Origin of the sequence: Streptomyces sp. NPDC094034 (genome assembly GCF_040303865.1) — a bacterium.
Classification (GTDB): Bacteria; Actinomycetota; Actinomycetes; order Streptomycetales; family Streptomycetaceae; genus Streptomyces.
Window position 1 is genome coordinate 11857 of sequence record NZ_JBEOUD010000056.1, and the last position, 23149, is coordinate 35005.

Consider the following 23149-nt stretch of genomic DNA (forward strand, 5'->3'; position numbering starts at 1 on the left):
ATGGCTGATAAGACGCCCCTCGACACCGGTGGTGCCCCTGACGCCGCCGCGCTCGACGAGGTCGTCACGTTCACCTCGGACCTCATCCGTATCGACACCACCAACCGGGGCGGCGGAGACTGCCGCGAGCGTCCGGCGGCCGAATATGTCGCGGAACGGCTCGCCGACGCGGGGATCGAACCCACGCTGCTGGAGCGGACCCCCGGGCGCACCAATGTGGTGGCCAGGATCGAGGGCACCGACCCCTCGGCCGACGCGCTCCTCGTCCATGGCCATCTGGACGTGGTGCCCGCCGAGCCCGCCGACTGGACCGTGCACCCGTTCTCCGGCGAGGTCGCTGACGGCGTGGTGTGGGGGCGCGGCGCGGTCGACATGAAGAACATGGACGCGATGGTGCTGTCGGTCGTCCGCGCCTGGGCCAGGCACGGGATCCGGCCACGCCGGGACATCGTGCTCGCCTACACCGCCGACGAGGAGGCCAGCGCCGAGGACGGCTCCGGATTCCTCGCCGACCGGCACCCGGAGCTGTTCGAGGGGTGTACGGAGGGCATCAGCGAATCCGGGGCCTTCACCTTCCACGCCGGGCACGGCATGGCGCTCTACCCGATCGCCGCCGGAGAGCGCGGCACCGCCTGGCTGAAGCTCACCGCCCACGGCAGGGCCGGGCACGGCTCCAAGGTGAACCGCTCCAACGCGGTCAGCAGGCTCGCCGCCGCCATCGCCAGGATCGGCGACCACCCCTGGCCGGTCAGGCTCACCCCGACCGTACGGGCCGCCCTCGCCGAACTCGCCGCGCTCCACGGCATCGACGCGGATCCCCACGCCGAGGACTTCGACACGGACGGGCTGATCGGCAAGCTCGGCCCGGCCGCCGCGCTGGTCGAGGCGACCATAAGGAACAGCGCCAACCCGACCGTCCTGGAAGCCGGTTACAAGGTCAATGTGATCCCGGGCCAGGCCATCGCCTATGTCGACGGGCGGATGGTGCCCGGCGGCGAGGAGGAGTTCCGTACCACCCTGGACCAGCTCACAGGACCGGACGTGGAATGGGAGTTCCACCATCGGGAGGTGGCGCTCCAGTCGCCGGTCGACTCGCCGACGTTCGCCAAGCTGCGTGCCGCCGTCGAGCGCTTCGACCCGGCCGGGCATGTGGTGCCGTACTGCATGTCGGGCGGGACCGACGCCAAGCAGTTCTCCCGGCTCGGCATCACCGGCTACGGCTTCTCGCCGCTCAAGCTGCCCCGCGGCTTCGACTACCAGGCGCTCTTCCACGGCGTGGACGAGCGGGTGCCCGTCTCGGCGCTGCACTTCGGCGTCCGTGTCCTCGACCACTATCTGAAGTCCGCTTAGGAGCGTGACTCATGCTGTCCATGGGGGCCTACGGAACGTGGCCGTCACCGATCGACGCGGCGCTGGCCGCCTCGCACGACGGCCGCCCCGAGTATGTGGGGGTGGTCGGCGACGAGGTGTGGTGGACGGAGCCGCGTCCCGCCGAGGCCGGCCGGCGCGCGCTCGTACGGCGGCGGGCCGACGGCACCGAGGAGTCGCCGCTGCCGGCTCCGTGGAACGTCCGCAGCCGGGTCATCGAGTACGGCGGGGTGCCCTGGGCCGGTGTCACCCGCCCCGACGGCGGCCCGCTCATCGTCTTCGTCCACTTCCCGGACCAGCGGCTGTACGCGTACGAGCCGGACGGCGGCGGTGCGCCCCGGCCGCTCACGCCGGTGTCCGCGACCGGCGGCGGACTGCGCTGGGCCGATCCGCGGCTGCTCCTCGACCGCGGTGAGGTCTGGTGTGTGCTGGAGGAGTTCACCGGCGAGGCGCCCACCGACGTACGACGGGTGATCGCGGCCGTCCCGCTCGACGGCTCGGCCGCCGAGGACCGTACGGCCATACGGGAGCTCACCGACGACCGGCACCGCTTCGTCACCGGGCCCCGGCTCTCGCCCGACGGACGCCGGGTCGCCTGGATCGCCTGGGACCACCCGCGGATGCCCTGGGACGGCACGGTGGTGATGCTCGGTGAGGTGCCGGAGAGCGGCCCCTTCACCGACGTCGGACCGGTCGTCGGGGACATCGACGAATCGGTCGCGCAGGTCGACTGGGCGCCGGACGGCTCGCTGCTCTTCGTCTCCGACATCGGCGGCTGGTGGGAGATACAGCGCATCCGCCCCGAGGCCCTGCGGCCGGCGGGAGCGCCGGGCGTCGTCCCGGGCACCAGCCTCTGCCCCGGCCGCGGGGAGGAGTTCGGCGGACCGCTCTGGAAGATCGGCCTCCAGTGGTTCCATCCCATGGAGAACGGGCTGATCGCCGTCATCCACGGCAAGGGCTCCACCGCGCTCGGCGTCCTCGACCCCGCGACCGGCGAAGTGGTGGACGCCGCCGGACCGTGGACCGAGTGGGCCGCCACCCTCGCCGTCCAGGGCGACCGGGTGATCGGCGTCGCGGCCAGTCCGCGCAGCGCGTACGAGATCGTGGAACTGGACACCGGCACGGGGCACGCCCGGGTGATCGGCGCGGCGCACCGGGACCCGGTGGACCCCGCCTACTACCCGGAGCCCCGGATCCGTACCTTCTCCGGTCCCGACAACCGCGAGATCCACGCCCATATCTATCCGCCGCACAGTCCCGATCACGGCGCGCCCCACGAGGAGCTACCGCCCTATGTGGTGTGGGCCCATGGCGGGCCCACCAGCCACGCCCCGCTCGTCCTCGATCTGGAGATCGCCTACTTCACCTCGCGCGGCATCGGCGTCGCCGAGGTCAACTACGGCGGCTCCACCGGCTACGGCAGGGCCTACCGCGACCGGCTGCGCGAGCAGTGGGGCGTGGTCGATGTGGAGGACTGCGCGGCCGTCGCCTCCGCGCTCGCCGCCGAGGGCACCGCCGATCCGTCCCGGCTCGCCGTACGCGGCGGCAGCGCGGGCGGCTGGACCACCGCCGCCTCCCTCACCTCCACCGATGTCTACGCCTGCGGCACCATCAGCTATCCGATCCTCGATCTGCTCGGCTGGGCCACCGACGAGACCCATGACTTCGAGTCCCAGTACCTCGAATCGCTGGTCGGCCCGCTCGCCGAGGTGCCCGGTCGCTACCGGGACCGCTCGCCGCTGCACCACGCCGACCGGGTCAGCGCGCCGTTCCTGCTGTTGCAGGGGCTCGACGATGTGATCTGTCCGCCCGCGCAGTGCGAACGGTTCCTGGACCGGATGGCCGGACGTGGTGTGCCGCACGCGTATCTCGCCTTCGAGGGCGAGGGCCACGGCTTCCGAAGGGCCGACACGATGGTCCGCGCGCTGGAGGCCGAACTGTCCCTGTACGCGCAGACCTTCGGTATCGACCGCACCGACGTCCCACGGCTGGAGTTCCGCGGATGACGCTCACCCCACTGACCAGGCCGGCGCGCCTGCGGCCAGGTGCCCGTGTCGCCGTCGTGGCGCCCAGCGGCCCCGTGCCCGCCGAGCGGCTCGAAGCCGGGCTGGACATCCTGCGCGGCTGGGACCTCGATCCCGTGGTCGCGCCCCATGTCCTGGACGTCCACAGCCGGTTCGGCTATCTCGCCGGACGGGACGAGGACCGCGCCCGCGACCTCCAGGAGGCCTGGTGCGACCCGGCCGTCTCGGCCGTGCTCTGCGCCCGGGGTGGTTACGGGGCCCAGCGCATGGCCGATCTGCTCGACTGGACCGCGATGCGGGCCGCGGGTCCCAAGGTCTTCGTCGGCTACAGCGACATCACCGCGCTGCACGAGGCGTTCGCCCGGCGGCTCGGCCTGGTCACCCTGCACGGTCCGATGACCGCCGCCATGACCTTCCTCAAGGACAGCGGGACTCAGGAGTCGCTGCGCGCCACGCTCTTCGAGCCCGAGTCGGTGCGCACCCTCGGCCAGGACACCGCCCGGGGGCTGGTTCCCGGCCGGGCTCCGGGCATCACACTCGGCGGCTGCGTCAGCATGCTCGCCGCCGAGCTGTCCACCCCGTACGCGCGCCCCTCGGCGGCCGGCGGGCTGCTGATGATCGAGGACGTCGGCGAGGAGCCGTACCGTCTCGACCGTATCCTCACCCAACTGCTGCGCTCCGGATGGCTGGACGGCGTCGCCGGGATCGGCCTCGGCTCCTGGGCGGAGTGCGGACCGTACGAGGACGTCAGAGCGCTGCTGCTGGACCGGCTCGGCGGGCTGGGCGTACCGGTCGTGGAGGAACTGGGCTTCGGCCACGGCGAGTCGAATCTGACCGTGCCGCTGGGCGTGCCCGCCGTACTGGACGCGGAGAGTGCCACCCTCACCCTGGACGTACCCGCCCTCCTCTGAGGCGGGAGGTCAGGCCGGTCCGGGGTGACGGTGGCGGTCGGTGACGCTCACTCAGTCCCGGTGGCCCTCCGGACCCCGGCCCATGGCCTCCGGGTGGCTGATCGGGTGGTCGAGCAGGAGCTCCTCGGCGATCGCGAAGCCGTGGGTGAGCGCCGGGGCATGCGGAGCCAACTCGACGACGGCGTCCTCCGCCGCGTCGGGCAGCCGTCTCACCTGGTCGGCGGTCAGCCGCCCCGCGGCGAGCAGATCCCCGCTGTGCGCGGCGATCCGGCGCAGCGCGAAGAGCCGGTGCAGGGTGTGCAGGAGATACCGCGCCATCGGCTCGGCCGCCTCGTCACCCGCGGCGGTCAGCAGCGCCTCGGCGGCTCGCCGGTGGGCGTGCGCGTCGACCAGTTCGAGGGCGGGGGTGACCGTCGCGTTCCACCGGTTGAGCGGGTCGCCGGCCTTGCCCGCGCGCAGCCGGGTTCTGGCCCGCTGGTGCCAGACGCTCTCGATGTCCGCCAGGAGGTCCTGGAGGAAGGCCGGATCGGTCAGATCCCGGTCCCCGGGGGCGAGAGCGCTCGGCTCCTTCGGGGTGAAGTGTCCGAGCAGCATCTCCCCGGCCGCCTTGACCCAGATGACCAGGTTGTCGCCCTCCGCGGTGATGGTCCCTTCATTGGCCGTCAGCTGGCCGGCGATGCCGTTGGCGAGGAACAGCCCCTGGGCGCCGCACCGTTCGCGGCATTCCGTCATGACGGCGCGGGCCCGCCAGGTGATCCAGCCCTTGGCGACGGCCGCCAGCCGCTCGCCGTCCTCACGCTCCGCCTCCGTCGCCTCGGTCCACTGCCGTACGGCCGTGCGGTGCAGCAGGGTCGCGGCGTAGGTGGTGGCGAGGGCGTCGACCAGCGGGGTGTGATGGCTGCGATGGGCGAACAGCGGCACGCTCCCGCCGGCGGTGACCCCGGAGGTGTGCCGGGTGTGGGAATGGCGTACGGCGACGGCCAGCGCGTGGCGGGTCACCCCGAGGCTGTAGGCGCTCATGCAGAGCTTGCCGGCGGTGACCCGCCCTATGGAGTGCAAGAAACGCTTGCGGGGGCTGCCGATCACGCTGCTGAAGACACCGTCCCGGGTGAGCCGGCCATGGCCGGACTGGAGGAACGCGTCATGGGGCAGCCGGACGTTCTCGAAGGAGGTGACGCAGTGGTCCACCGGGCTGGTGGCCGTCTGCGGCAGCCTGCGTATCTCCACCCCTGGCAGCGGGCCCCCCGCGTCGTCGCTGAGCGGGGTGAGGAACAGGAAGACGCCCCGGTCCTTGCCGTCCGTGATCAGCCGCGCCGCGACGACACCGCTCTTGGGGCCGCCGGTGGAGCTGGTGTTCGGCATGAACTTGCCCGCGGCAGGTGACGGTGTGTGCAGGACGAAGCCGCCGGTCGCCGGGTCGAACGTGGCGGTCGTCTCCAACTGGGAGGCGCTGTTGCCGTGTCCGGCCTCGGTACAGAGGAACGTACCGGTACGCCGCAGTTCGGTGAAGGCCCGCAGATCACGTTCCCCGTCCGGACTGTGGTCGAGGAGGCTGCCGAGGAAGAGGTTGTAGTGAATGCTGGCCACTGTCGCTAATCCCGCGTCCACCGGGCCGGCCCACTCGTGGAGCGCGCTGAGCCGCTCCACGTCGACGACGAGATCCTCGGGGCTGTCGATCGCGTCATTGACGAGCCGGAGCCGCTCATAGGACAGCGCGGCACGCTCCCGCGGTGTCAGCCCCTCACGAAAGCGGAATGGCCCGGTGCTGAAGAGTTTTCGCCACGGCTGGTGGATCTCTTCGAACCGTTCGCCGAAGAGAGCACGGGTCAGCGCGGCCACGGCCGGGGAGTCCTGGACGGGGGGAAGGGGAGAAGCGGAAGTCACCATAGTCACAGGGCGGAACGCTAACTCAGCGAACAGTCACGTCCGATGTGATGATCAACACGCAGGGCCGGGAAGCCGGGAGTGTTTGGTGAACCCGCTTCCGAGCCACCATGACCGTCCCGGTCACGCTCACGTTAGGCTGGCGCGATGCCCGACCTTCCCGAACGGATCGCCGAAGGATCCCGCACGTTCGTCCGCGCGTACCGGCACGAGGACGCCGACGAGTTCACCGCGCGTTCCCGCGAAAGCCGGGAGCTGCACAACCCCTGGCTGTTCCCGCCCACCGACGCGGAGGGGTACGCCGCCTACGCGGGCCGGTTCATCGAGGACCCCACCAGGGAGGGCTATCTCGTCTGTGCCCGGGAGGACGGCGGGATCGCGGGCTTCGTCAATATCAACAACATCGTCCACGGCGCCTTCCGCAGTGGCGCGATCGGTTACGGCGCCTTCGCGCACGCCGCCGGCCGGGGCCTGCTGACGGAAGGGCTCGGGCTGGTCGTACGGCACGCGTTCGGCCCGCTGGGGCTGCACAGGCTGGAGGCCAATGTGCGGCCCCGGAACACGGCGTCCCTCGCGCTCGCCAGGCGCGCGGGCTTCCGGCTGGAGGGGTACTCGCCGGACTTCCTCCACGTCGACGGCGCGTGGCGGGACCACGAACGCTGGGCGATCACCGCGGAGATGGTGGACCGGGACCCGTCCCATCCGGCGCGGGCGGTCACCGGGTAGGCCCGCCGAGCGGCCGTCCGGCGGCTCGCCTTCTCGCCGTTCTCGCTGTCCGCGAACTCATTTGAGGATCGACCCCACGGCGGCGAGGATGGTGCGCATGCGGAGAATCGTGGTGATCGACGCGCCCTCCAACCTGGGGCTGCGGCCCCCGGCCCCCGGTGTCGTGCCGGGGTGCTACAAACTCGCCGGAGCCCTGCGCGAGCAGCGGATCGTCCAGCGGCTCGGCGCGTTCGAGGGCGGGGTCGTCGTGCCGCCGCGCTACGACCGCGGCGACTGGCGGGAGGGTGACGGAGTCTTCAACGCGGCGGCGATCGCCGCGTACACGCCCCGGCTCGCCGACCGGATCGAACACCATGTCAGGGCCGGGGACTTCCCGCTCGTGCTGGGCGGTGACTGCTCCATCCAGCTCGGTGCCTCGCTCGCGCTGCGCCGCATGGGGCGATACGGGCTCGCCGCCATCGACGGCTCGGCCGACTTCCGGCACGCGGGCAACTCCGACAACATCGGCGCGGCGGGCGGTGAGGAACTGGCGATCGGCACCGGCCGGGGCCAGCGGGATCTGAGTGACCTGGAGGGACTGCGTCCCTATCTGCGGGACGAGGACGTACGGCTCTTCGGCATCCGGGACTACGACGAGGACCGCGAAGAGCTGGCGCGACTGCGGATCCCCACCGTGACGGTCGGCGAGCTACGGGAGTGGGGCGCGGCCGAGCTGGCCGGAGCCGTGCTCCAGACGCTGGAGACACCGGTCACCGACGGGTTCTGGGTCCATCTGGACGCGGATGTGCTCGACCCCGAGGTGATGCCCGCGGTGGACAGCCCGGACGCGGGTGGCCTGCTGCCGGACGAACTCTCCGTACTGCTGCGGACCTTGGTGAGCTCCGAGCGCTGTGTCGGTCTCAACGTGACCATCTACGACCCGGACCTCGACCCGGACGGGACGGCGGGGGCGCTGCTCGCCGATCTGGTGGTGGGGGCTTTCACCGGCGAGGGGCCCCGGCCGTCTGCTGACCGCACGGGCTGAGCGGACGGGCTGAGCGGTCGGGCTGACCGGCCCGTGTGATCAGCCCTGTCGACCAGCCAGGTGGATCAGCCCGGTGTGTGGATCAGCCCGGTGTCGGGGCGGCTTTGCGGTCGACGTACTCGAAGACCGAGCCGTCGGGGTGCAGGGCGATCACATTGCGCCCCACCGGCGTCGGCACCGGGCCCGCGACGATATGCGCCCCGACGCCGGTGAGGACCGTGATCGCCTCGTCGACGTCCTTGACCGCGATCGTCGCCGTGACCTTGCGCAGGACATCGATTTCCGACGCGGGGCCGGTCATGAGGAGGAAGCAGCCGACGGCGGCGACGGAGACCCCACCGCGCTCGAAGCGGAGCGCGGGGCTTCCGGTGAGGCGTTCGTAGAACACCACCGAGGTCTCCAGGTCGTCGACGCAGATGCGCAACGTGGTTCCCAGGATTTCCATGGGCATCAGGGTAGTTGGCCGGGCCGGGACACGTGATCGATTCGGGTGGCCGGGAGTGGGCGCGTACGTCCGGGGCGCGTATGTCGAGCGCTTGGGTGTCGCGGGCTCGGGCGTCCCCGGGTCGGGTGTCGCGGATTCACACCCGGCAGAGGATCTCCCCGTGCGGGACCATGAACCAGCCGTCCTCGGCGGCGCCCCACTCTCGCCACGCCCCGGCGATCCCGGCCAGCCGCTCGTGTGTCGTATGACCGCCGTCGACCGCCAGAGCGGCATAGCCGGAGGCGGTCGTGCGGTCCGCCCACAGCCCGCTCCACCACGCGCGCTCGTCGGGGGTGGCGAAGCACCAGCTGGTGGCGGTCGAGGTGATGTCGGTGAAACCGGCCCGCCGCGCCCAGGACAGCAGCCGGCGCCCGGCGTCCGGCTCGCCGCCGTTGGCGCGCGCCACCCGGCGGTAGAGCTCCTGCCAGCCGTCCAGCGCCGGTACGTCGGGGAACCAGGTGAACGAGCCGTAGTCCGCGTCGCGCGCCGCCACGATCCCACCGGGCCGGCACACCCGGCGCAGCTCGCTCAGCGCCTGTACGGGATCGCCCACATGCTGGAGGACCTGATGGGCGTGGACGATGTCGAAGGAGTCGTCGGGGAAGTCCAGGGCGTGGACATCGGCGACCGCGAAGCGGACATTGTCCCGGCCGGCGGAGGCCGTCGCCTCCCGCGCCCTGTCCAGGACGTCCTCGGCGGCGTCGACGGCCGTGACCGTGCCCGGCGCGACGAGCCCGGCCAGATCGGCGGTGATGGTTCCCGGGCCGCAGCCGACATCCAGCAGGTCCTGGCCCGGCCGCAGTTCGGCGAGGAGGTACGCGGCGGAGTTGGCGGCGGTGCGCCAGCGGTGCGAGCGCAGTACCGACTCGTGGTGCCCATGGGTGTAGACCGCGGTCTCCTTCGGCATGGCGGGCTCCCTCTCGTGACGTGGTACGGCCACCGTACGCCGCCATGTCGCATGATGAGACCTGTGTCTTGCCATACGGACGTTCTCAGGTCCGCTCCGATCCGGCCAGATGGTCGAACTCCGGCTGCTCGCCGCCCGGCTGTTCGAACTCCGTTGATTCGATGGCGGATTGCGCTCTCACCCTTGCCTCCCCGGTCGGTTAGGTGAGCCTAACCTTTCCAGGCTTCCCGGGTGAGCTCATACGCCACATCGCCCTGTTCCGACCCCTCGATCGTCTCGGGCCACTCCTCGAAGAACGTACGGACGTAGGTGAGCCCCGCCTTCTCCAGTACGCGCCGGGAGGCCGTGTTGACCGTCATGGTCTGCGCCGTCACCCGCTCCGTGCCGAGGTCGGTGAACGCCGAGCGGACCAGGGCGCGGGCCCCCTCGGTGGCGTACCCCCGGCCCCAGGCCGCCCGGCGCAGCCGGTACCCCAACTCGACGGTACGCCAGCCCGGTTCGCTGCCCGGCTCCAGACAGAACCACCCCAGCCAGCTACCCGTGCCGCTCTCCTCCGCGGCCCAGAACCCCCACCCGAGGAGCCGCGGCAGCGTCTCGGTCCGTACCGTGTCGCGCGAGACCGGCCGACCGGCGTCGATGAACCGGCGTACGCCGGGGTCATTGTCGAGAGCGACCACCCGGTCGAGATCGTCCTCGGTGAGCGAGCGCAGCCGCAGCCGCGAGGTCTCCAGGAAGTAGCGCGTGTCCATGGCGTGATCCTCGGCCGCGTCGTTGCCGCCCGTCCACCGGGATTCCGGGGCATGACCCGCGATCCCCCTGGAGCGGCCGGCTACAGCAGTGCCTTCGGCCGGTAGACCGTCAGCGCCTCCTCCGCCTTGTCCAGTGTCAATTCCCTGGGGGCCTCGGCCACTTCACCGTCGAACGCGAGGGGCGTACCCGGCGCGATCCGGGCGATGCGCACCCGCCGCATCCGCTCCGCCGCGTGCACCGGCGAGCGGCTCAGCGGCCCGGCGAGCGCGGCGGCGAGCAGCCGGAGCCCCGGGGCCTTGCCGCCGTGCACGATCCGTACGTCCAGCAGACCGTCGGCCAGATCGAGCCGGTGGCCGGGGGTCGGTCCCACCGGCTGGTAGATGCCGTTCCCCGCGAACAGCAGCCACAGCGCCCGGTGCCGGCCCTCGAACTCGGCTTCCAGCTGGTGTTCACCGCGCAGCACCTTCAGCGCGGCCAGGATTCCGGCGGGCCAGTCGCCGACGCGCGGCGCCCAGCGCTCCCGCACCCGTACCAGCTCCGGGTAGACGCCCAGGCTGAAGGTGTTGAGGAAGTACCCCGTCGCCGCCCCGCCGGGGCCGGGGGTGAAGCGCCCCAGGTCGACCCGTACGGCGTCGCCCGCCGTCAGTGCCCGGCAGGTGTCCTGGACGCTCTCGATGCCCAGGTCGTACGCGAAGTGATTGAGCGTGCCGCCGGGGAAGACAGCCAGCGGCAGTCCGTGCCGTACGGCGAACGACGCCGCCCGGTTGACCGTGCCGTCGCCGCCGAGGACGCCGAGGGCCACACAGCGGTCCGCCGCCTTCGCCAGCTCCGTGTCCACCGTCTCCGGAGCGCACTCCACCACGTCCGCGTGCGGCAGCGCGTCCCGGACCAGTGCCGCGGTGTCCGACGATCCCGAGGCCAGATTGACCACGACCACCAGACCACGGCCGCCGGGCAGCTCGGGCGCCTCGGCGTACGGGCGTCCGGGCGAGGGCAGTTGGGAACGGGTCGGTACGATCCCGCGTACCGCGAGGGCCGCGCCCACCCCGAGCGCGGCGCCCACCAGCACATCGCTCGGATAATGCACCCCCGTATAGACCCGGGAGAGGGCCACGCCGGCGGCCACCGGCGCCACGACGGCGCCCCAGCCCTTCGACTCCAGCGCCACCCCGGTCGCGAAGGCAGCGGCCGAGGCCGCGTGCCCCGAGGGGAAGGAGGTGGTGAACGGCTGGTGTTTCAGCCGCCGTATCACCGGGACGACATCGAGCAGGGGCCGCTGGCGTCGTACCGCCCGCTTGGCCACGGTGTTGATGGTGGCCGAGGCGAGCGCCAGCGACGCCGCGCCCCGCAGGGCCGCCCGGCGCGAGCGCGCCCCGCGCCCCAGCACGGCGATGCCCGCGGCCGCGCCGAACCAGAGCAGTCCGTGGTTGGCGGACCGGCTCAGCCGGGGCAGTACCGGGCCCGCGCCGGGCCAGCGCCGGGCGGCGACGGAACGGAAGGCCCGCTCGTCCCAGCTGTCGAGCAGCGCCGCGATCCGGGCACGGGTGCCCGGGGCGGCCTGGCCGTAGCTCCCAGAGGTCTCTGACATGGAACGCGGGTACCCCGCGAGCCGTCGCCTCAAGCAGACCGGCCGGGGGAGCGGGCCGAACGGACCCGGGAGAGCGATGTACGTCAAACCTCCGTATAAAGGGGTCAAAATGCAGTGAAGGGGTCAGAACATAACGGGTCAGGGCAAGGAACCCTGGCGGACGGCGACTGCGGGAGGTGACGGTATGCGGCGAACGGCTCCCGAGGGCCGGGGCTCCGTACGGTACGGCCCGCCCGCCCCCGACGCGGGGCTGCCCGCGCTGCCCGAACTGGTCGTCGAGTGCGCGGGGGCGGCCGGACACACCGCGCCGCAGCCGCCCGGCGGTGACGCGGTCCTGCGGGAGGCGGCGGCCGGCTACTGGTCGCGGCGCGGTCTGCGCACCCTTCCCCACGACGTGGTCGCCGCGCCCGCCGCGCAGCCCCTGCTGTTCGCGCTGCTCGCCGCGTACGACGGGGACGTCCTGATGCCCCGGCCGTGCCCGGCCTCCTGGACCCCGCAGACCCGGCTGCTCGCCCGGCCCGCCTACCATGTGCCGGCCGCGGCGGACGCGGGCGGCGTACCGGATCCGTTCGCCCTGCTGGAGACGGTACGGCGGGTACGGGCCGAGGGCGGCAGGCCACGGGTGCTGCTGCTCTCCGTCGCCGACGACCCGACCGCCGCGGTCGCCCCGCCGGAACTGGTCCGTGAGGCCTGTGAGGCAGCGGTCGGCGAGGGGCTGCACATCGTCAGCGACGAGACCTGGCGCGACACCCTGCACCGGCCGCACGAGACGGTGCTGCTCAGTCCGGCCGAGATGTGGCCTGACGAGGTCGTCGTCCTCTCCGACCTGGCGGGCGCGCTGCTCCCGGCCGCCTGGCCGATGGCCGTCGCACGCTACCCGGCCACGGACGCCGGCAGCGCGCTGCGCGCCAGGACCCTCGACATCCTCACCGCGCTCGGGGCCCTGGTCGCGGGGCCCGTCGCCGCTGCCGCCGCCCACGCGCTCGACGAGCCGGACGCCGTCACGGCCAGGACGCGGGCCACCGCCGCGCTGCACGGGCAACTGGCCGCCGCCGCCCACCGGGTGGTCCTCGCCGCCGGGGCCCTCGCCGTGGTGCCACGGGCGGGCCGGCATCTCTACGCCGATCTCGGACCGCTGCGCGGACAGTTGGCCGGGCTGGGCGTCACCGACTCCATGGAGCTGGAGAACCATCTGAGTCGTCGCCTGGAGGTCCCGGTACCGGGCGGCCACCGGTTCGGGGACGAACTGGGGGCGCTGCGCGTACGTCTGTCGACGGGACCGCTGCTGGGGGCGACCCCGGAACAGCGGCTGAAGTCCCTCACCGCGGCGGCGCCGCTGGAACTGCCGCATGTCGTCAGGGCGCTGGACCATTTCGGGGCGGTCTTCGACGAACTGCGCTGAGCGGACCAGGACGAGCGATTCGGGCCGGTTCGGACCTACGTCGGCCTGCCCTCCGCGTCCGGGCTCTCGGGGCCCTCCGGGCGGCCCGGCCCGCGCAGTCTGCGCCAGAGCGCCGGGGCGCCGCTGAGCAGCAGCGTCAGTACCACCGCGGCGAGCACCCCCTCCCAGGCCTCGTCGAAGAGCGAGCCGCCGAGCACCCCGATCAGTTGGTACGTCGCCGCCCAGGCCAGACAGGCCGGCACATCGCCCCGCGCGAACCGGCGCAGCGGCCACTGGGCGAGCAGACAGGCCAGCATCACCGGAATCCGACCGGCGGGCACCAGCCGGGAGAGCACCAGCACCGTCACGCCGTGCTCGCGCAGCTTCGTCTGCGCCTGATCGAGCCGGTCGGGCGGGGCGTGCCTGCGTATCGCCGCCAGCCAGCGCGATCCGTTCCTGGAGCCGACACCGCGCCGCCCCAGCCAGTAGAGGGATATGTCACCGAGGAAGGCCGCGCACGACGCCACCAGGAAGACATAGAGCATGGCGAGCGGCGCGCTCTGGTGGAAAGCCACCACCGCCGCCGAGCTCACCACCGCCCCCGTCGGCACGACCGGCACCAGCGCGCCAAGCGCCACCAGCAGAAAGACGGACGGATAGCCGACGGCCTGCTGTGTCGACTCGGGTGGCAGCTCCGAGAGCTGTGTGATGAGCCGGTCGATCACAGGCCGACCTCCGGCCGGGCGCTCTCGCCGTGCCGCAGCAGATGGACGGTGACCTTCGGCGCGAGCCGAGCCGCGTGCCGTACGAACTCGTCGCCCGGCGCGTAGAACTCGTGTGGGCGGACCCCGTCCAGACCGATCGGCCAGTACGTACCGTAATGCACCGGTACCGCCGCGCTCGGCGCCAGATCGGCCAGCGCCCGCGCCGCCCGCCCGGCGTCCAGATGCTCGGGCCCCAGATGCGGCCCCCAGCCGCCCACCGGCAGCAGCGCCACATCCACCGGGCCCACGGCGTCGGCCATGTCGTCGAAGAGCCCGGTGTCCCCGGCGAAGTACGTCCGTGAGGCGCCGCTGATCACAAAGCCCAGAGCGGGGGAGCGGTGCGGTCCGACCGGCAGCCGCCGTCCGTCGTGGCGCGCGGGGACGGCCCGTACCCGCAGCGCCCCGATCTCCACCTCGTCGCCCGGCGCGACCTCGGTGATCCGCAGCCCTGAGGGGTTTCTGCGGGCGTCCAGCCTGCGCAGCCCCGGCACCGAGCGCTCGGCACCGCGCGGCACGATCAGCCGGGTGCCGGGCGCGAGCCTGGTCAGCGAGCGCAGATGGAGATGGTCGGAGTGCAGATGCGAGACGAGCACGGCATCGGCGACGGACGCCTCGGGCGGCGGCACCTGGCCGCGTCGGCGGCGCAGATGGGCAAGCCGGCGGACGAAGACCGGATCGGTCAGCACCCGTACCCCGGAGTCCTCGACCGTGCAGGTGGCATGGCCCCACCAGGTGATGACAGTTCCCAACCCGACCTCAGCTCCGTCCGCCCATGGACCGCGCTCCCGCCCCGGGCCCTGGTACTCAGCGTACGGCGGATGCCCGCGCGGGCGGAGCCGGATGCGCTGGTCGCGCGCCGTTGACCGCCGGGCACGCGCCTGCCTCGCGGGGGCGTGCGCCCAGTAGGGTCTGCGGACGGAGACGAGTGCCGGGGAGCGGGGGCAGGCATGCGTGAGGTACGAGTGGCCGTGATCGCCAGCCTGACGCCGCTGGAGGAGCTGGACAGCGCCCCCTTTCTCGTGGACACCCGTGGCCAGCACACGATGTGCGCGCGCTGGGCCGAGGACAAGGGGTACCTCGTCAGCCGGCTGCTGCTCCTGTACGGGCTGCGCCCCGACCACTGCGGACTGTGGGCGGATGTCGAGGCGGGGCTGGTGGATCTGTTCGTCGCGGCGAACGAGCGCGTTCTCGAACGGGCGTTCAGGTCGGTCCCCGACTTCGCCGCGGAGTGCGCGCGCAGAGGCGTACCGCTGGAGACCGTCGGACTCGACGAACCGCTGTACGACGCCGCCATGAAGGCCGACGTCCACCGCAGGCTGTCGATGCCGACGGCGGGGTACGACGGCTGCTGACCCGCCGTGAGACCTCCGACACCCCGCGTGAATCCGGGGCTCTCTGTGCGACGCTGGGCCGACGGCCCGATCCGACGGACGGGCCCGAGCCCGTGAGCGCGTACGGGCCTGGACGTGAGGTGACGGAGCGACGTGTTCAAGGGGCGGTGGCGTACGACAGGCGGAGCCCTGCTGCGGGTGATCATCGTATGGGCGGTTTCCACGCTCACGATGCTGGCGCTGGCCGGGATCCTGCCGGACTTCCAGCTTCAGTCGGACAATCAGGACAGCATCACCAGGATCGCGCTCACCGCGGCCTGGGGCGCGGGCGCGTTCGGGCTGCTCAGCGCGTTGGTCTGGCCCCTGCTCGTACGCGCCCTGCTGCTCGTCCCCGCGCTGGTCCTCGGTCTGCTGGTGTTCTTCCTGAACGGCTCGCTGCTGTTGATCGCGCTGCGGCTCATCCCCGACGGGCGCGGAGCGGTCAATCCGGAGACGGCCGTGGTGGTCGCGGCCGTGATGTCCGCCGTGGCCTCCGCGACCTCGACGGCGCTCGCGGTCGGCGACGACGACGCCTACCGGCGCCGGCTCTCCCGTCTCGCGGACCGGCGCCGGCGCAGGAGCGGCGAGGACGGCGGGCGCGGCGGACCGCCCGGGACGGTGTTCCTGCAACTCGACGGGGTCGGGCACCAGGTGCTGCTGGACGCTGTCGCCGCCGGGGTGATGCCGCGTGTCGCCGACTGGCTGGGCGTGCCGCCACCGGACCCGGACGCCGCGCGCGGTGCGCCGGACGACCCGGCAGGTGCCCTGGCCATGTCTCCGGACGGCCTGGCGGCCGACCGGCCCGACAGCCCCCGGCCGACCCACCGGCTCACGCCCTGGCACACCGACTGGTCCAGCCAGACCGGTGCCAGTCAGCTCGGCATCCTGCACGGCTCCAACCACGATGTCCCCGCCTTCCGCTGGTACGAGAAGGACACCGGCCGGATCATGGTCAGCAACCGTCCCGCCAGCGCCGCCGAACTCCAGCGCCGTGCCATCGGCCGCACCAACGACGGGGGCCTGCTCACCCTCGACGGCGCCAGCCGCGGCAATCTCTTCAGCGGCGGCGCCGACCAGCTCGCGCTGGTGCTGTCGATGGCCGCGCGGCGCGGCAGGGCCAACCGCTCCCGCGCCGGCTACTTCGCCTACTTCTCCGACCCCGCCAACGCGGTTCGTACGGCGGTCTCGTTCGTCGCCGACGTCGGCCGCGAGATCGGTGAATCGACCCGGGCGCGGCTGCGCGGCGACCGGCCGCGGGTCGGCAGGGGCGGGCTCTATCCGTTCATCCGGGCCTTCGCGACCGTCGTCGAGCGCGATGTGGTGGTCGCGGCCGTGATCGGCGACATGCTGGCCGGACGCACCGCCGTCTACGCCGACCTCGTCGCGTACGACGAGGTGGCCCACCACTCGGGACCGCACAGCCGGGACGCCGAGCGGGTCCTCGCCCGGCTCGACCGCTCGGTGGGGCTGATCGCCAGGGCCGCCGAGCACGCACCCCGTACGTACCGGATCGTGCTGCTCTCCGACCATGGGCAGAGCCCCGGCGAGACCTTCGAGGGCGCGTACGGACTCACCCTCAAGGACTTGGTCAGGGCCGGCTGCGGGTTGCCCGTGTCGCGCCGGGCCGAGCGTACGAAGAGCGGCGCGGAGGCGCGTGAGGCGGCCAGGCACGCCGTTCGCGGCGCTCTGCACCGGCCGGATCCCGAGGGCGCGGGCGAGGAACCCGCGCACGGCTCGGACCCGGTCGTGCTCGCGTCCGGGAACCTCGGTCTGATCTCGTTCCCCGATGTGCCGGAGCGGATGAGCCGCGAGCAGATCGACCGGCGCCATCCCGCGCTGCTGCGCACCCTCGCCAGCCATCCGGGGATCGGCTTCCTGCTGGTACGGAGCGAGGAACACGGATCGGTGGTGCTCGGCCCCGGCGGGGCGGAGGTGCCCCTCGACGCGCTCACCGACAGCGGTCCGCTCGCCGGTATGGGTCCCGGCGCGGCCGACGCCGTACGGCGCACCGACTCCTTCCCCCATGTCGCGGACATCATGGTCAACTCGATGTACGACCCGGCGACGGGCCGCGTGCACGCCTTCGAGGAACAGATCGGCTCGCACGGCGGGCTCGGCGGCGAGCAGTCGCGGCCCTTCCTGCTGTCACCGCTGGTGCTCTCCGCGCCGGTCCCCGACAACGGTGAACTCGTGGGCGCCGAGCGGGTGCACCGGGTGCTCAGACGGTGGCTGAGGGAGGGCAGCGGACCGCAGGTACCGGTGGGAACGGTGTCCCTCTCCGTGGCGAAAGCGCGCTCCGACGAGGCACGAACCGCCGACGAGGAGCGGGACTCGGCGTAGGTCGCGTCCCCCGTGTGAGCGGTTTCCGCCGGTAGCAGGACGGCGCGCGTGTGTTTCTGGGCAGAGGTGCGTTGTCCAGGAGGTCGTGCCCATGAAGCGTGCCACGTCCGTTCCCCCCCGCGCCGCGGTCGCCCGAGCCGCCGCCGCGCGCCGGGCCGCCCTGGTGGCGGTGCTGGTGCTGATCGCCTTCCTGGGCATGTCGATCGCGCCGTCCTCGGCGGCGATGCGGGACGCCGAGTCCCTGCCGCCCGCGTCCGGTTCCCGGGACCCGGCGGGCGAGGGACACCAGGACACCGCCGAGTCCGAGCAGTCCGCTCCGGCCAGGAACGAGCGTACGGGCAGGGAGCCCCAACAGCCCCTGACCCAGAGCGGACTGTTCGGTGAGCGGGTGCCGGTTCCGTACGTCGGACGGTGCGCCCCGGTCTGGCCGCCGCGCACGCCGGTCATCACGCGCTGTGTGGTGCTGCGCTGCTGACAGGTCCGGCCCTTCAGCGCCTCGCGGCGCCCTGAAGTGCCTTTCGGACCAGAGCAGTCGCCTTCATCAGCACCTTCTCACCGTGAGGACACAGCCATGCCGCTTGACCCCTTCGCCGCGCTCAACGCCATGATCCGTGCCGAGGCCGCGCGCTCCGACGCGTCGAACCTCCGTCGACGGGCCCCGAGTCCGGGCGGTGGCTCGGACGACTCCGGGTGGGACTCCGAACCCATCGCCACCGCCGACCGGCGCCTCGCCGAGCGGCGTTCCCTCGACCGGCGTCCGGTCGGCCGAGGTGCCAAGGACGAGGAACGAGGTGAGCGCGATACCGTTCAGTAACATCTCCCGCGCCCTCGCGCGCTGTTGACGACGGCCGGCCGCCTCCGCGCGGCCGGCCGTCCGGCGCTCGGGTCACGCTCTGAGTCAGACGACGGTCACGCGGTGGCGTACCACGGCGTTGAACAGATACCCCTGTGTGTTGTGGACAGCCACCTCGGGCTGGACGTGACCCGAACTGTCCGTCGCGCGCGCCAGCAGCAGGGCGGGGCCAGGACCGCCAGGTGTCCACTCGGCGGACCAGCGGACCCAACTGCCACGCCGGGGCGTGTCGTGCAGACGCGCGCGCCTCCACCGGGTCCCGCCGTCGGTGCTGATCTCCACCGACCGTACCGGCGCGCCGCCCGACCAGGACCGCCCGGTCAGCAGGCGCGGCCGATGGGCGGCGACAGTGGCGCCGTCCGCGAGTTCGAAGGCGCTCTTGAGGGTCTGCCGGGTCAGCGGCGCACTGCCCTCGGGCGGATAGCCCGCGCCGAACAACCGGTAGAGCGTGGTGTTCCAGGGGCTGTACAACGGCTCGGCGCTCACCTCGATGTCACCGAGCCACTTGATGTTCGCGATGCCCACCCAGGACGGAACGATCAGCCGGACCGGATACCCGTGGTCGGGCGGCAGCGGCTCGCCGTTCAGCTCGTACGCGAGCAGTACGTCGTCCAGCGCCTTCGCCACCGGCAGCGGCCGACGTACCCGCCCCAGATTCGTTCCCTCGCTGATGACCTCGTCGTCCAGCCCGCGCGGCAGGATGTCGACGGCGTCGGGGCTCAGGTCCGCGCGGCGCAGCACCTCGGCGAGCCGCACCCCGCGCCACCGGCCGACCCCGATGGCGCCCAGCGTCCAGGCCGTACCCGACACCTGCTGGTTCTGCTGGGTGGCGTAGTAACTGCGACCGTTGCCCGCGCACTCGATGAACGCGGTACGGGTCACGGACGGGAGCGCGCGCAGAGCGTCGTAGCCGAAGTCCACCGCGCCGCCGCGCAGTCCGCTCCCCCAGATCCGCAATGTCCAGTCGGCGGCGTCGATCCGGGGTGTGACGGTGTGGTTACGGACGAAGAAGTGGCTCGCGGGCGTGTACGGCCCGGTGGTGCGCAGCGCCGCGAAGTTGGTCTCGGCGTTGGTGCCCCGGATGGTGAACACCTCGGACGGCAGCGGCTTCACGATGCCGGGGGCCGCGCCGGGTGCCGGCGGCGCCGCGGGGTTCGCGGGCGCCCGTGAGGCGGCCCGCGCCGTGCCCGACGCCGCCGCGGCGAGCGGTCCGGCGGCCGCCGCCGCGAACAGCCGTAACAGATCTCTGCGTTCGACCCCGGCGGAGCGGGCGAGACCGTGCCGCCACTGGCGCAGCCGCATTCGGTCGTACGCGGATTCATCGGATTCGGTGGATTCGGCCGGAGGAACGGGTGCCACGGACATGCCGGGAGAGTCGCAGCGGCCCAAATGCCCCGTCAACCACGGCGCGGGGTATTTCATCCCGTCGCAACAACCGCTCCCGCCACGGGGCCGGAAGATTCTCCGGTCAACCGCGTGACCTTTTGAGCTGCTCAACAGATGAACGGGATGGAAAGTACCGCTGTTCGAGGGACACGAGGTGAGGAGCCAACGATGAACGGCACGACGAGGACCATCTCCCGGTGGGCGGTCGGCATCGCGGCGACGGCGGTGGTGACGGGGGTGCCCGTGGGCGCGGCGAGCGCGGACGAGACACATCACAACTCGCACAACGGGTCGCGGTTCACACTGATCAACACCGGCCAGATCGACGACCCGATGGAGGATGTGCTGGAGCACACGCTCCTGTTGGGCGACGGCTACCGCTGGGACTGACCCACCGGGGCCGGCCGGCACGGCGGCCGGGCGGGGAGGAGCGCCGGGCGAGGAGGGGCGCCGGTACCCTCCCCGCCCGGCGGCGCGGACTCAGCGCACCGGAGCCCCCGGGCCGAGCGGAATGCCCACCGCCCACCAGACGAGGAACAGCAGGGTCCACGCGACCGTCATGGTCAGGGCCAGCGGCAGCGTGTACGAGGCCAGCGTGCCGATCCCCGCGCTCTTGCGGTAGCGCTGGAGGAAGCCCAGCGCCATCACGAAGTACGGGCTCATCGGGGTGATGGCGGTCGATCCCGAGTCGGCGATCCGGAACAGCGCCTGGGTCGTCTCGGCGGGCACGCTCACCAGCATCAGCATCGGCACAAGAACGGGCGCGCACATCGCCCACATCGCCGACCCGCTGGTGACCATGACATTGACCAGCGTCAGCAGCACGAGGATCAGCAGGAACACCAGGACGATCGGCATCCCGCTCCGCTCCAGCGCCTCCGCCGCACTGACCGCGAGGACATCACCGATACGCGTCCAGTCGAAGTACGCCAGGAACTGGGCGATCGCGAAGAACAGCACCAGCACCGGCGCCATCTGCATGATGCCCTGGCCCATCAGCCTCGGTACGTCACCCGCCGACGTGACCGAGCCCGAGCGGTATCCGTACACGATGCCCACCAGTCCGAAGACCAGCGCGACGACCGCCGCGATGCCGTCCAGGAACGGCGACTCCACGATGCCGCCGCCCGCACCGCGCAGCGGTGACGACTGGGGCACCATGGCGGCGACGAGCACCACGAGCGCCGCCAGCAGGGCGAGTACGGCCGCGCGCAGCGCCGAGCGTTCCCGCGCGCTGAGGGTGAGCGCGCCCAGGTCCTCCAGATCGGCGTCCGGATCCGCGTCGAGATCGGGCCGCTTGCTCAGGACGAACTTCGTCACCAGCGTGATGACGAGGGCCAGCAGCAAGGACGAGGCGATATTGAAGAACCAGTTGCTCAGCGGCGACACATACGCGTCCGCACCGCCCACGATCCGCGCCGCGGCGGTGGTGATCCCGGCGAAGATGGCGTCGTTGGGCGTGGGGACGGGGCTCGCGTCGTACCCCGAGGCGATGGAGGTGTACGCGACGACGACACCGAGGATCGGGGAGCGCCCCACGGCCCGGAAGGCCAGCCCGCCCAGCGGTACGAGGATGATGTACGCGGCGGCGGAGGCGACATGGGAGACGGTGCCGGCGAAGGCGACGGCGAACACCACCCAGGAGGCGGGTACCCGCGAGACGCCGACTCGCATCAGCGCCGCGAGGAAGCCGGTGCGCTCGGCCACGGCGACGCCCATGATCACCACGACGATGGTGGCCATCGGAGGGAAGGTCGCGAAGTTCTCGATCATCGTCGAGACGGCCATGGCGAGCCCGTCACCGCTGAGCAGATTCCGCACGGTGACGGTCTTGTGGTCGCTGGGGGAGACGACGGAGACATCGGCGGCGGCCAGTATCGCGCTGATGACCGCGAGCAGGCCGGAGAGGATCCAGAACAGCCAGAACGGGTGGGGCAGCGCGTTGCCCGCCCGCTCGATGACGGCCATCGCGCGGACGATGCGCGGGAGTCGGGTCCCCTCGTCGGACCCTTCGCCGCGCGCGTCGGGTGGTGGGGACGGTCTGTCAGGTGGTGCGGGTGTCGGCGTGGTCATGGGAGCGGGCTCCTTGCTCGGTTCCTGCGATCGGCGGGGACGGGGGCGGGGCGGGTCTCAGTGACGGGGGGACGCGGGGGTACGGAACGGGCGCAGGAACCGCCACATGACCTCGTGCGCCTCGATGGTCTGGGTGGTGTGGCCGCCGCCGCTGTAGCTGTCGGCGCCGGGCCAGGTGTGTCCGCCGTCGGTGACCGCGACATGCCGTACCTCGGCCCCGCGATCGCAGCCGTGCCGGCGGGAGACGGTGATGTCGGGCTCGGTCACCCGGTCATGGGCGCGCGCGTCGCAGCCGTTGCGCTCGGCCCACTGGGCCACCCAGTCCTGGATGGCGGGGAGTCCGCGGTCGGCGTCCCTGGCGTACGGGATGGTGACGTCACCCGTGCCGTGGAAATCGATGACGGGCATCGGACGGGACGGCTCGCACGGTTCACCGGTGGGGTAGAGGGCGGCGGCGACGGGCGCGATGGCGGCGATCCGGTCCGCCATGCGGCAGGCGAGCAGGGTGGAGACGAACCCCGCCCCGTTGGACTTCCCGGTGGCGTACACCCGCCGCTCGTCCACGCAGAGGGTGGACTCCAGCCGGTCGAGGAGGTCTTCGGTGAACCGGACGTCATCCACCCCCGCCGCCGCGTACGGCGCGCCCTGCCACGCCTGGCGGTCGCCGTCACCGGTGCCGATGACCCCGTTGGGGTAGACCACGACGGCCGGCAGGGTGGAGAGCTTGGAGAACTCCTCGGTCCCCGCACCGGTGTTGCCCCGGCCGTGGAAGGCGAGGACGACCGGCCAGTCGCGCTTCTTCGCGTAGCCGTCCGGGAGATGGAGCTGATACGTCCGCTCCCGGCCGTCGCTGCTGATCGTGTGCGCCGCGCTGGTGCCGGAGGGCTGAGGGGCGGGCAGCCGGCAGGCGGCCTTGGACGTGCCGCGCGGATCGGGGGCGGTGGCCGCGGTCGCGGTCCCGGTCGTCGCTCCGGTCGCCGTGAGGCACAGGACGAGGCCCACGGCGGCGGTCGCCATCCGCTGGAGGGAGTTCATGACAGGCTCCTTCTGCCGGACGCCTGGGGCGGACGGCTCACTGGATTTCGGCAGGGGTGCCCCGTGCGGCGGGGCGGAGGTCGCGGCTCGGACGCGCGACGCGTGAACACCTGAGGTGTGGGGACGCCCGGGGTGCGCGGTGGGACGCGTACCGCGTGCGGCGTGCGGGCTGACGTGGAGCGCTCACGCGCGGGGGCGGTGCGCGAGGGGTGTCGTACGGACCCGGCGGTGCGGGCGGGTGCTGCCTGCGGCACCACGCGCGCCGTTGCGGTGGCGCGGGC

21 protein-coding genes are annotated in these 23149 nt (G+C 72.5%); 11 read left to right on the top strand and 10 right to left on the bottom strand.

Going from position 1 to position 23149, the window contains the following annotated elements:
* From ABTZ59_RS33005 to ABTZ59_RS33015, 3 genes are read left to right on the top strand one after another with little or no spacing between them, the layout of a single operon-like run.
* Complete coding sequence (locus tag ABTZ59_RS33005) at positions 1 to 1350, top strand: M20/M25/M40 family metallo-hydrolase (RefSeq protein WP_351422567.1); 1350 nt, start codon at positions 1 to 3, stop codon at positions 1348 to 1350.
* 11 nt (positions 1351 to 1361) lie between these two features.
* Positions 1362 to 3374 (top strand): S9 family peptidase, encoded by a 2013-nt coding sequence (locus ABTZ59_RS33010; RefSeq protein ID WP_351422570.1) that lies wholly within the window; start codon positions 1362 to 1364, stop codon positions 3372 to 3374.
* Positions 3371 to 4303 carry a S66 peptidase family protein gene (locus ABTZ59_RS33015; RefSeq protein WP_351422574.1) on the top strand — a complete coding sequence of 311 codons (933 nt, stop codon included), beginning with the start codon at positions 3371 to 3373 and terminating at the stop codon, positions 4301 to 4303. Before ABTZ59_RS33010 ends, ABTZ59_RS33015 begins: the two co-directional genes overlap by 4 nt.
* A gap of 51 nt (positions 4304 to 4354) precedes the next feature.
* Here the strand turns inward: ABTZ59_RS33015 and ABTZ59_RS33020 are convergent, their stop codons facing one another.
* Positions 4355 to 6190: an acyl-CoA dehydrogenase family protein gene (locus tag ABTZ59_RS33020; protein WP_351422675.1), complete on the bottom strand. Its 1836-nt coding sequence runs from the start codon at positions 6188 to 6190 to the stop codon at positions 4355 to 4357.
* 144 nt (positions 6191 to 6334) lie between these two features.
* Here ABTZ59_RS33020 and ABTZ59_RS33025 point away from each other — a divergent pair, with 144 nt between their 5' ends.
* Positions 6335 to 6913, top strand: a complete 579-nt coding sequence (locus ABTZ59_RS33025) for a GNAT family N-acetyltransferase (protein WP_351422579.1) — start codon at positions 6335 to 6337, stop codon at positions 6911 to 6913.
* A gap of 97 nt (positions 6914 to 7010) precedes the next feature.
* The gene (locus ABTZ59_RS33030) at positions 7011 to 7937 is read left to right on the top strand and encodes an arginase family protein (RefSeq protein ID WP_351422582.1); all 927 of its coding nucleotides are present in this window, start codon (positions 7011 to 7013) and stop codon (positions 7935 to 7937) included.
* 82 nt (positions 7938 to 8019) lie between these two features.
* Here ABTZ59_RS33030 and ABTZ59_RS33035 read toward each other — a convergent pair whose 3' ends face one another.
* The 4 genes from ABTZ59_RS33035 to ABTZ59_RS33050 form a co-directional block, all read right to left on the bottom strand.
* Positions 8020 to 8382 carry a VOC family protein gene (locus ABTZ59_RS33035; protein ID WP_351422587.1) on the bottom strand — a complete coding sequence of 121 codons (363 nt, stop codon included), beginning with the start codon at positions 8380 to 8382 and terminating at the stop codon, positions 8020 to 8022.
* Between the two features lie 136 nt (positions 8383 to 8518).
* The gene (locus ABTZ59_RS33040; RefSeq protein WP_351422590.1) at positions 8519 to 9328 is read right to left on the bottom strand and encodes a methyltransferase domain-containing protein; all 810 of its coding nucleotides are present in this window, start codon (positions 9326 to 9328) and stop codon (positions 8519 to 8521) included.
* Between the two features lie 209 nt (positions 9329 to 9537).
* Positions 9538 to 10077 carry a GNAT family N-acetyltransferase gene (locus ABTZ59_RS33045; RefSeq protein ID WP_351422595.1) on the bottom strand — a complete coding sequence of 180 codons (540 nt, stop codon included), beginning with the start codon at positions 10075 to 10077 and terminating at the stop codon, positions 9538 to 9540.
* 80 nt (positions 10078 to 10157) lie between these two features.
* Entirely contained in the window at positions 10158 to 11666 is a 1509-nt protein-coding gene (locus tag ABTZ59_RS33050; protein WP_351422598.1) for a bifunctional phosphatase PAP2/diacylglycerol kinase family protein, read from the bottom strand.
* 184 nt (positions 11667 to 11850) lie between these two features.
* Here ABTZ59_RS33050 and ABTZ59_RS33055 point away from each other — a divergent pair, with 184 nt between their 5' ends.
* Complete coding sequence (locus ABTZ59_RS33055; protein WP_351422602.1) at positions 11851 to 13068, top strand: aminotransferase class I/II-fold pyridoxal phosphate-dependent enzyme; 1218 nt, start codon at positions 11851 to 11853, stop codon at positions 13066 to 13068.
* A 35-nt stretch (positions 13069 to 13103) separates the two neighbouring features.
* On the opposite strand, the gene ABTZ59_RS33060 is transcribed toward ABTZ59_RS33055, so the two are convergent.
* A complete protein-coding gene (locus tag ABTZ59_RS33060; RefSeq protein ID WP_351422678.1) occupies positions 13104 to 13769 on the bottom strand; it encodes a DedA family protein in 666 nt (221 codons plus the stop codon).
* The gene (locus ABTZ59_RS33065) at positions 13769 to 14560 is read right to left on the bottom strand and encodes an MBL fold metallo-hydrolase (RefSeq protein ID WP_351422605.1); all 792 of its coding nucleotides are present in this window, start codon (positions 14558 to 14560) and stop codon (positions 13769 to 13771) included. Before ABTZ59_RS33065 ends, ABTZ59_RS33060 begins: the two co-directional genes overlap by 1 nt.
* Positions 14561 to 14758: 198 nt before the next feature.
* Here ABTZ59_RS33065 and ABTZ59_RS33070 point away from each other — a divergent pair, with 198 nt between their 5' ends.
* The 4 genes from ABTZ59_RS33070 (at position 14759) to ABTZ59_RS33085 (ending at position 18335) form a co-directional block, all read left to right on the top strand.
* The gene (locus tag ABTZ59_RS33070; protein WP_351422608.1) at positions 14759 to 15163 is read left to right on the top strand and encodes a hypothetical protein; all 405 of its coding nucleotides are present in this window, start codon (positions 14759 to 14761) and stop codon (positions 15161 to 15163) included.
* Between the two features lie 132 nt (positions 15164 to 15295).
* Positions 15296 to 17521 carry a phage holin family protein gene (locus tag ABTZ59_RS33075; RefSeq protein WP_351422611.1) on the top strand — a complete coding sequence of 742 codons (2226 nt, stop codon included), beginning with the start codon at positions 15296 to 15298 and terminating at the stop codon, positions 17519 to 17521.
* Between the two features lie 91 nt (positions 17522 to 17612).
* Positions 17613 to 17996, top strand: a complete 384-nt coding sequence (locus ABTZ59_RS33080; protein WP_351422614.1) for a hypothetical protein — start codon at positions 17613 to 17615, stop codon at positions 17994 to 17996.
* A 96-nt stretch (positions 17997 to 18092) separates the two neighbouring features.
* Positions 18093 to 18335 carry a hypothetical protein gene (locus ABTZ59_RS33085; protein WP_351422617.1) on the top strand — a complete coding sequence of 81 codons (243 nt, stop codon included), beginning with the start codon at positions 18093 to 18095 and terminating at the stop codon, positions 18333 to 18335.
* An 84-nt stretch (positions 18336 to 18419) separates the two neighbouring features.
* Here ABTZ59_RS33085 and ABTZ59_RS33090 read toward each other — a convergent pair whose 3' ends face one another.
* On the bottom strand, positions 18420 to 19733 hold the full coding sequence (locus ABTZ59_RS33090; protein WP_503003801.1) for a sulfite oxidase: 1314 nt from the start codon (positions 19731 to 19733) through the stop codon (positions 18420 to 18422).
* Positions 19734 to 19928: 195 nt separating this feature from the next.
* Here ABTZ59_RS33090 and ABTZ59_RS33095 point away from each other — a divergent pair, with 195 nt between their 5' ends.
* Positions 19929 to 20150: a hypothetical protein gene (locus ABTZ59_RS33095; protein ID WP_249947624.1), complete on the top strand. Its 222-nt coding sequence runs from the start codon at positions 19929 to 19931 to the stop codon at positions 20148 to 20150.
* 90 nt (positions 20151 to 20240) lie between these two features.
* On the opposite strand, the gene ABTZ59_RS33100 is transcribed toward ABTZ59_RS33095, so the two are convergent.
* Both ABTZ59_RS33100 and ABTZ59_RS33105 read right to left on the bottom strand, forming a co-directional pair.
* Entirely contained in the window at positions 20241 to 21833 is a 1593-nt protein-coding gene (locus ABTZ59_RS33100; RefSeq protein WP_351422628.1) for an AbgT family transporter, read from the bottom strand.
* Positions 21834 to 21890: 57 nt separating this feature from the next.
* Entirely contained in the window at positions 21891 to 22868 is a 978-nt protein-coding gene (locus tag ABTZ59_RS33105; RefSeq protein ID WP_351422632.1) for a CE1 family esterase, read from the bottom strand.
* Positions 22869 to 23149 lie beyond the last annotated feature (281 nt).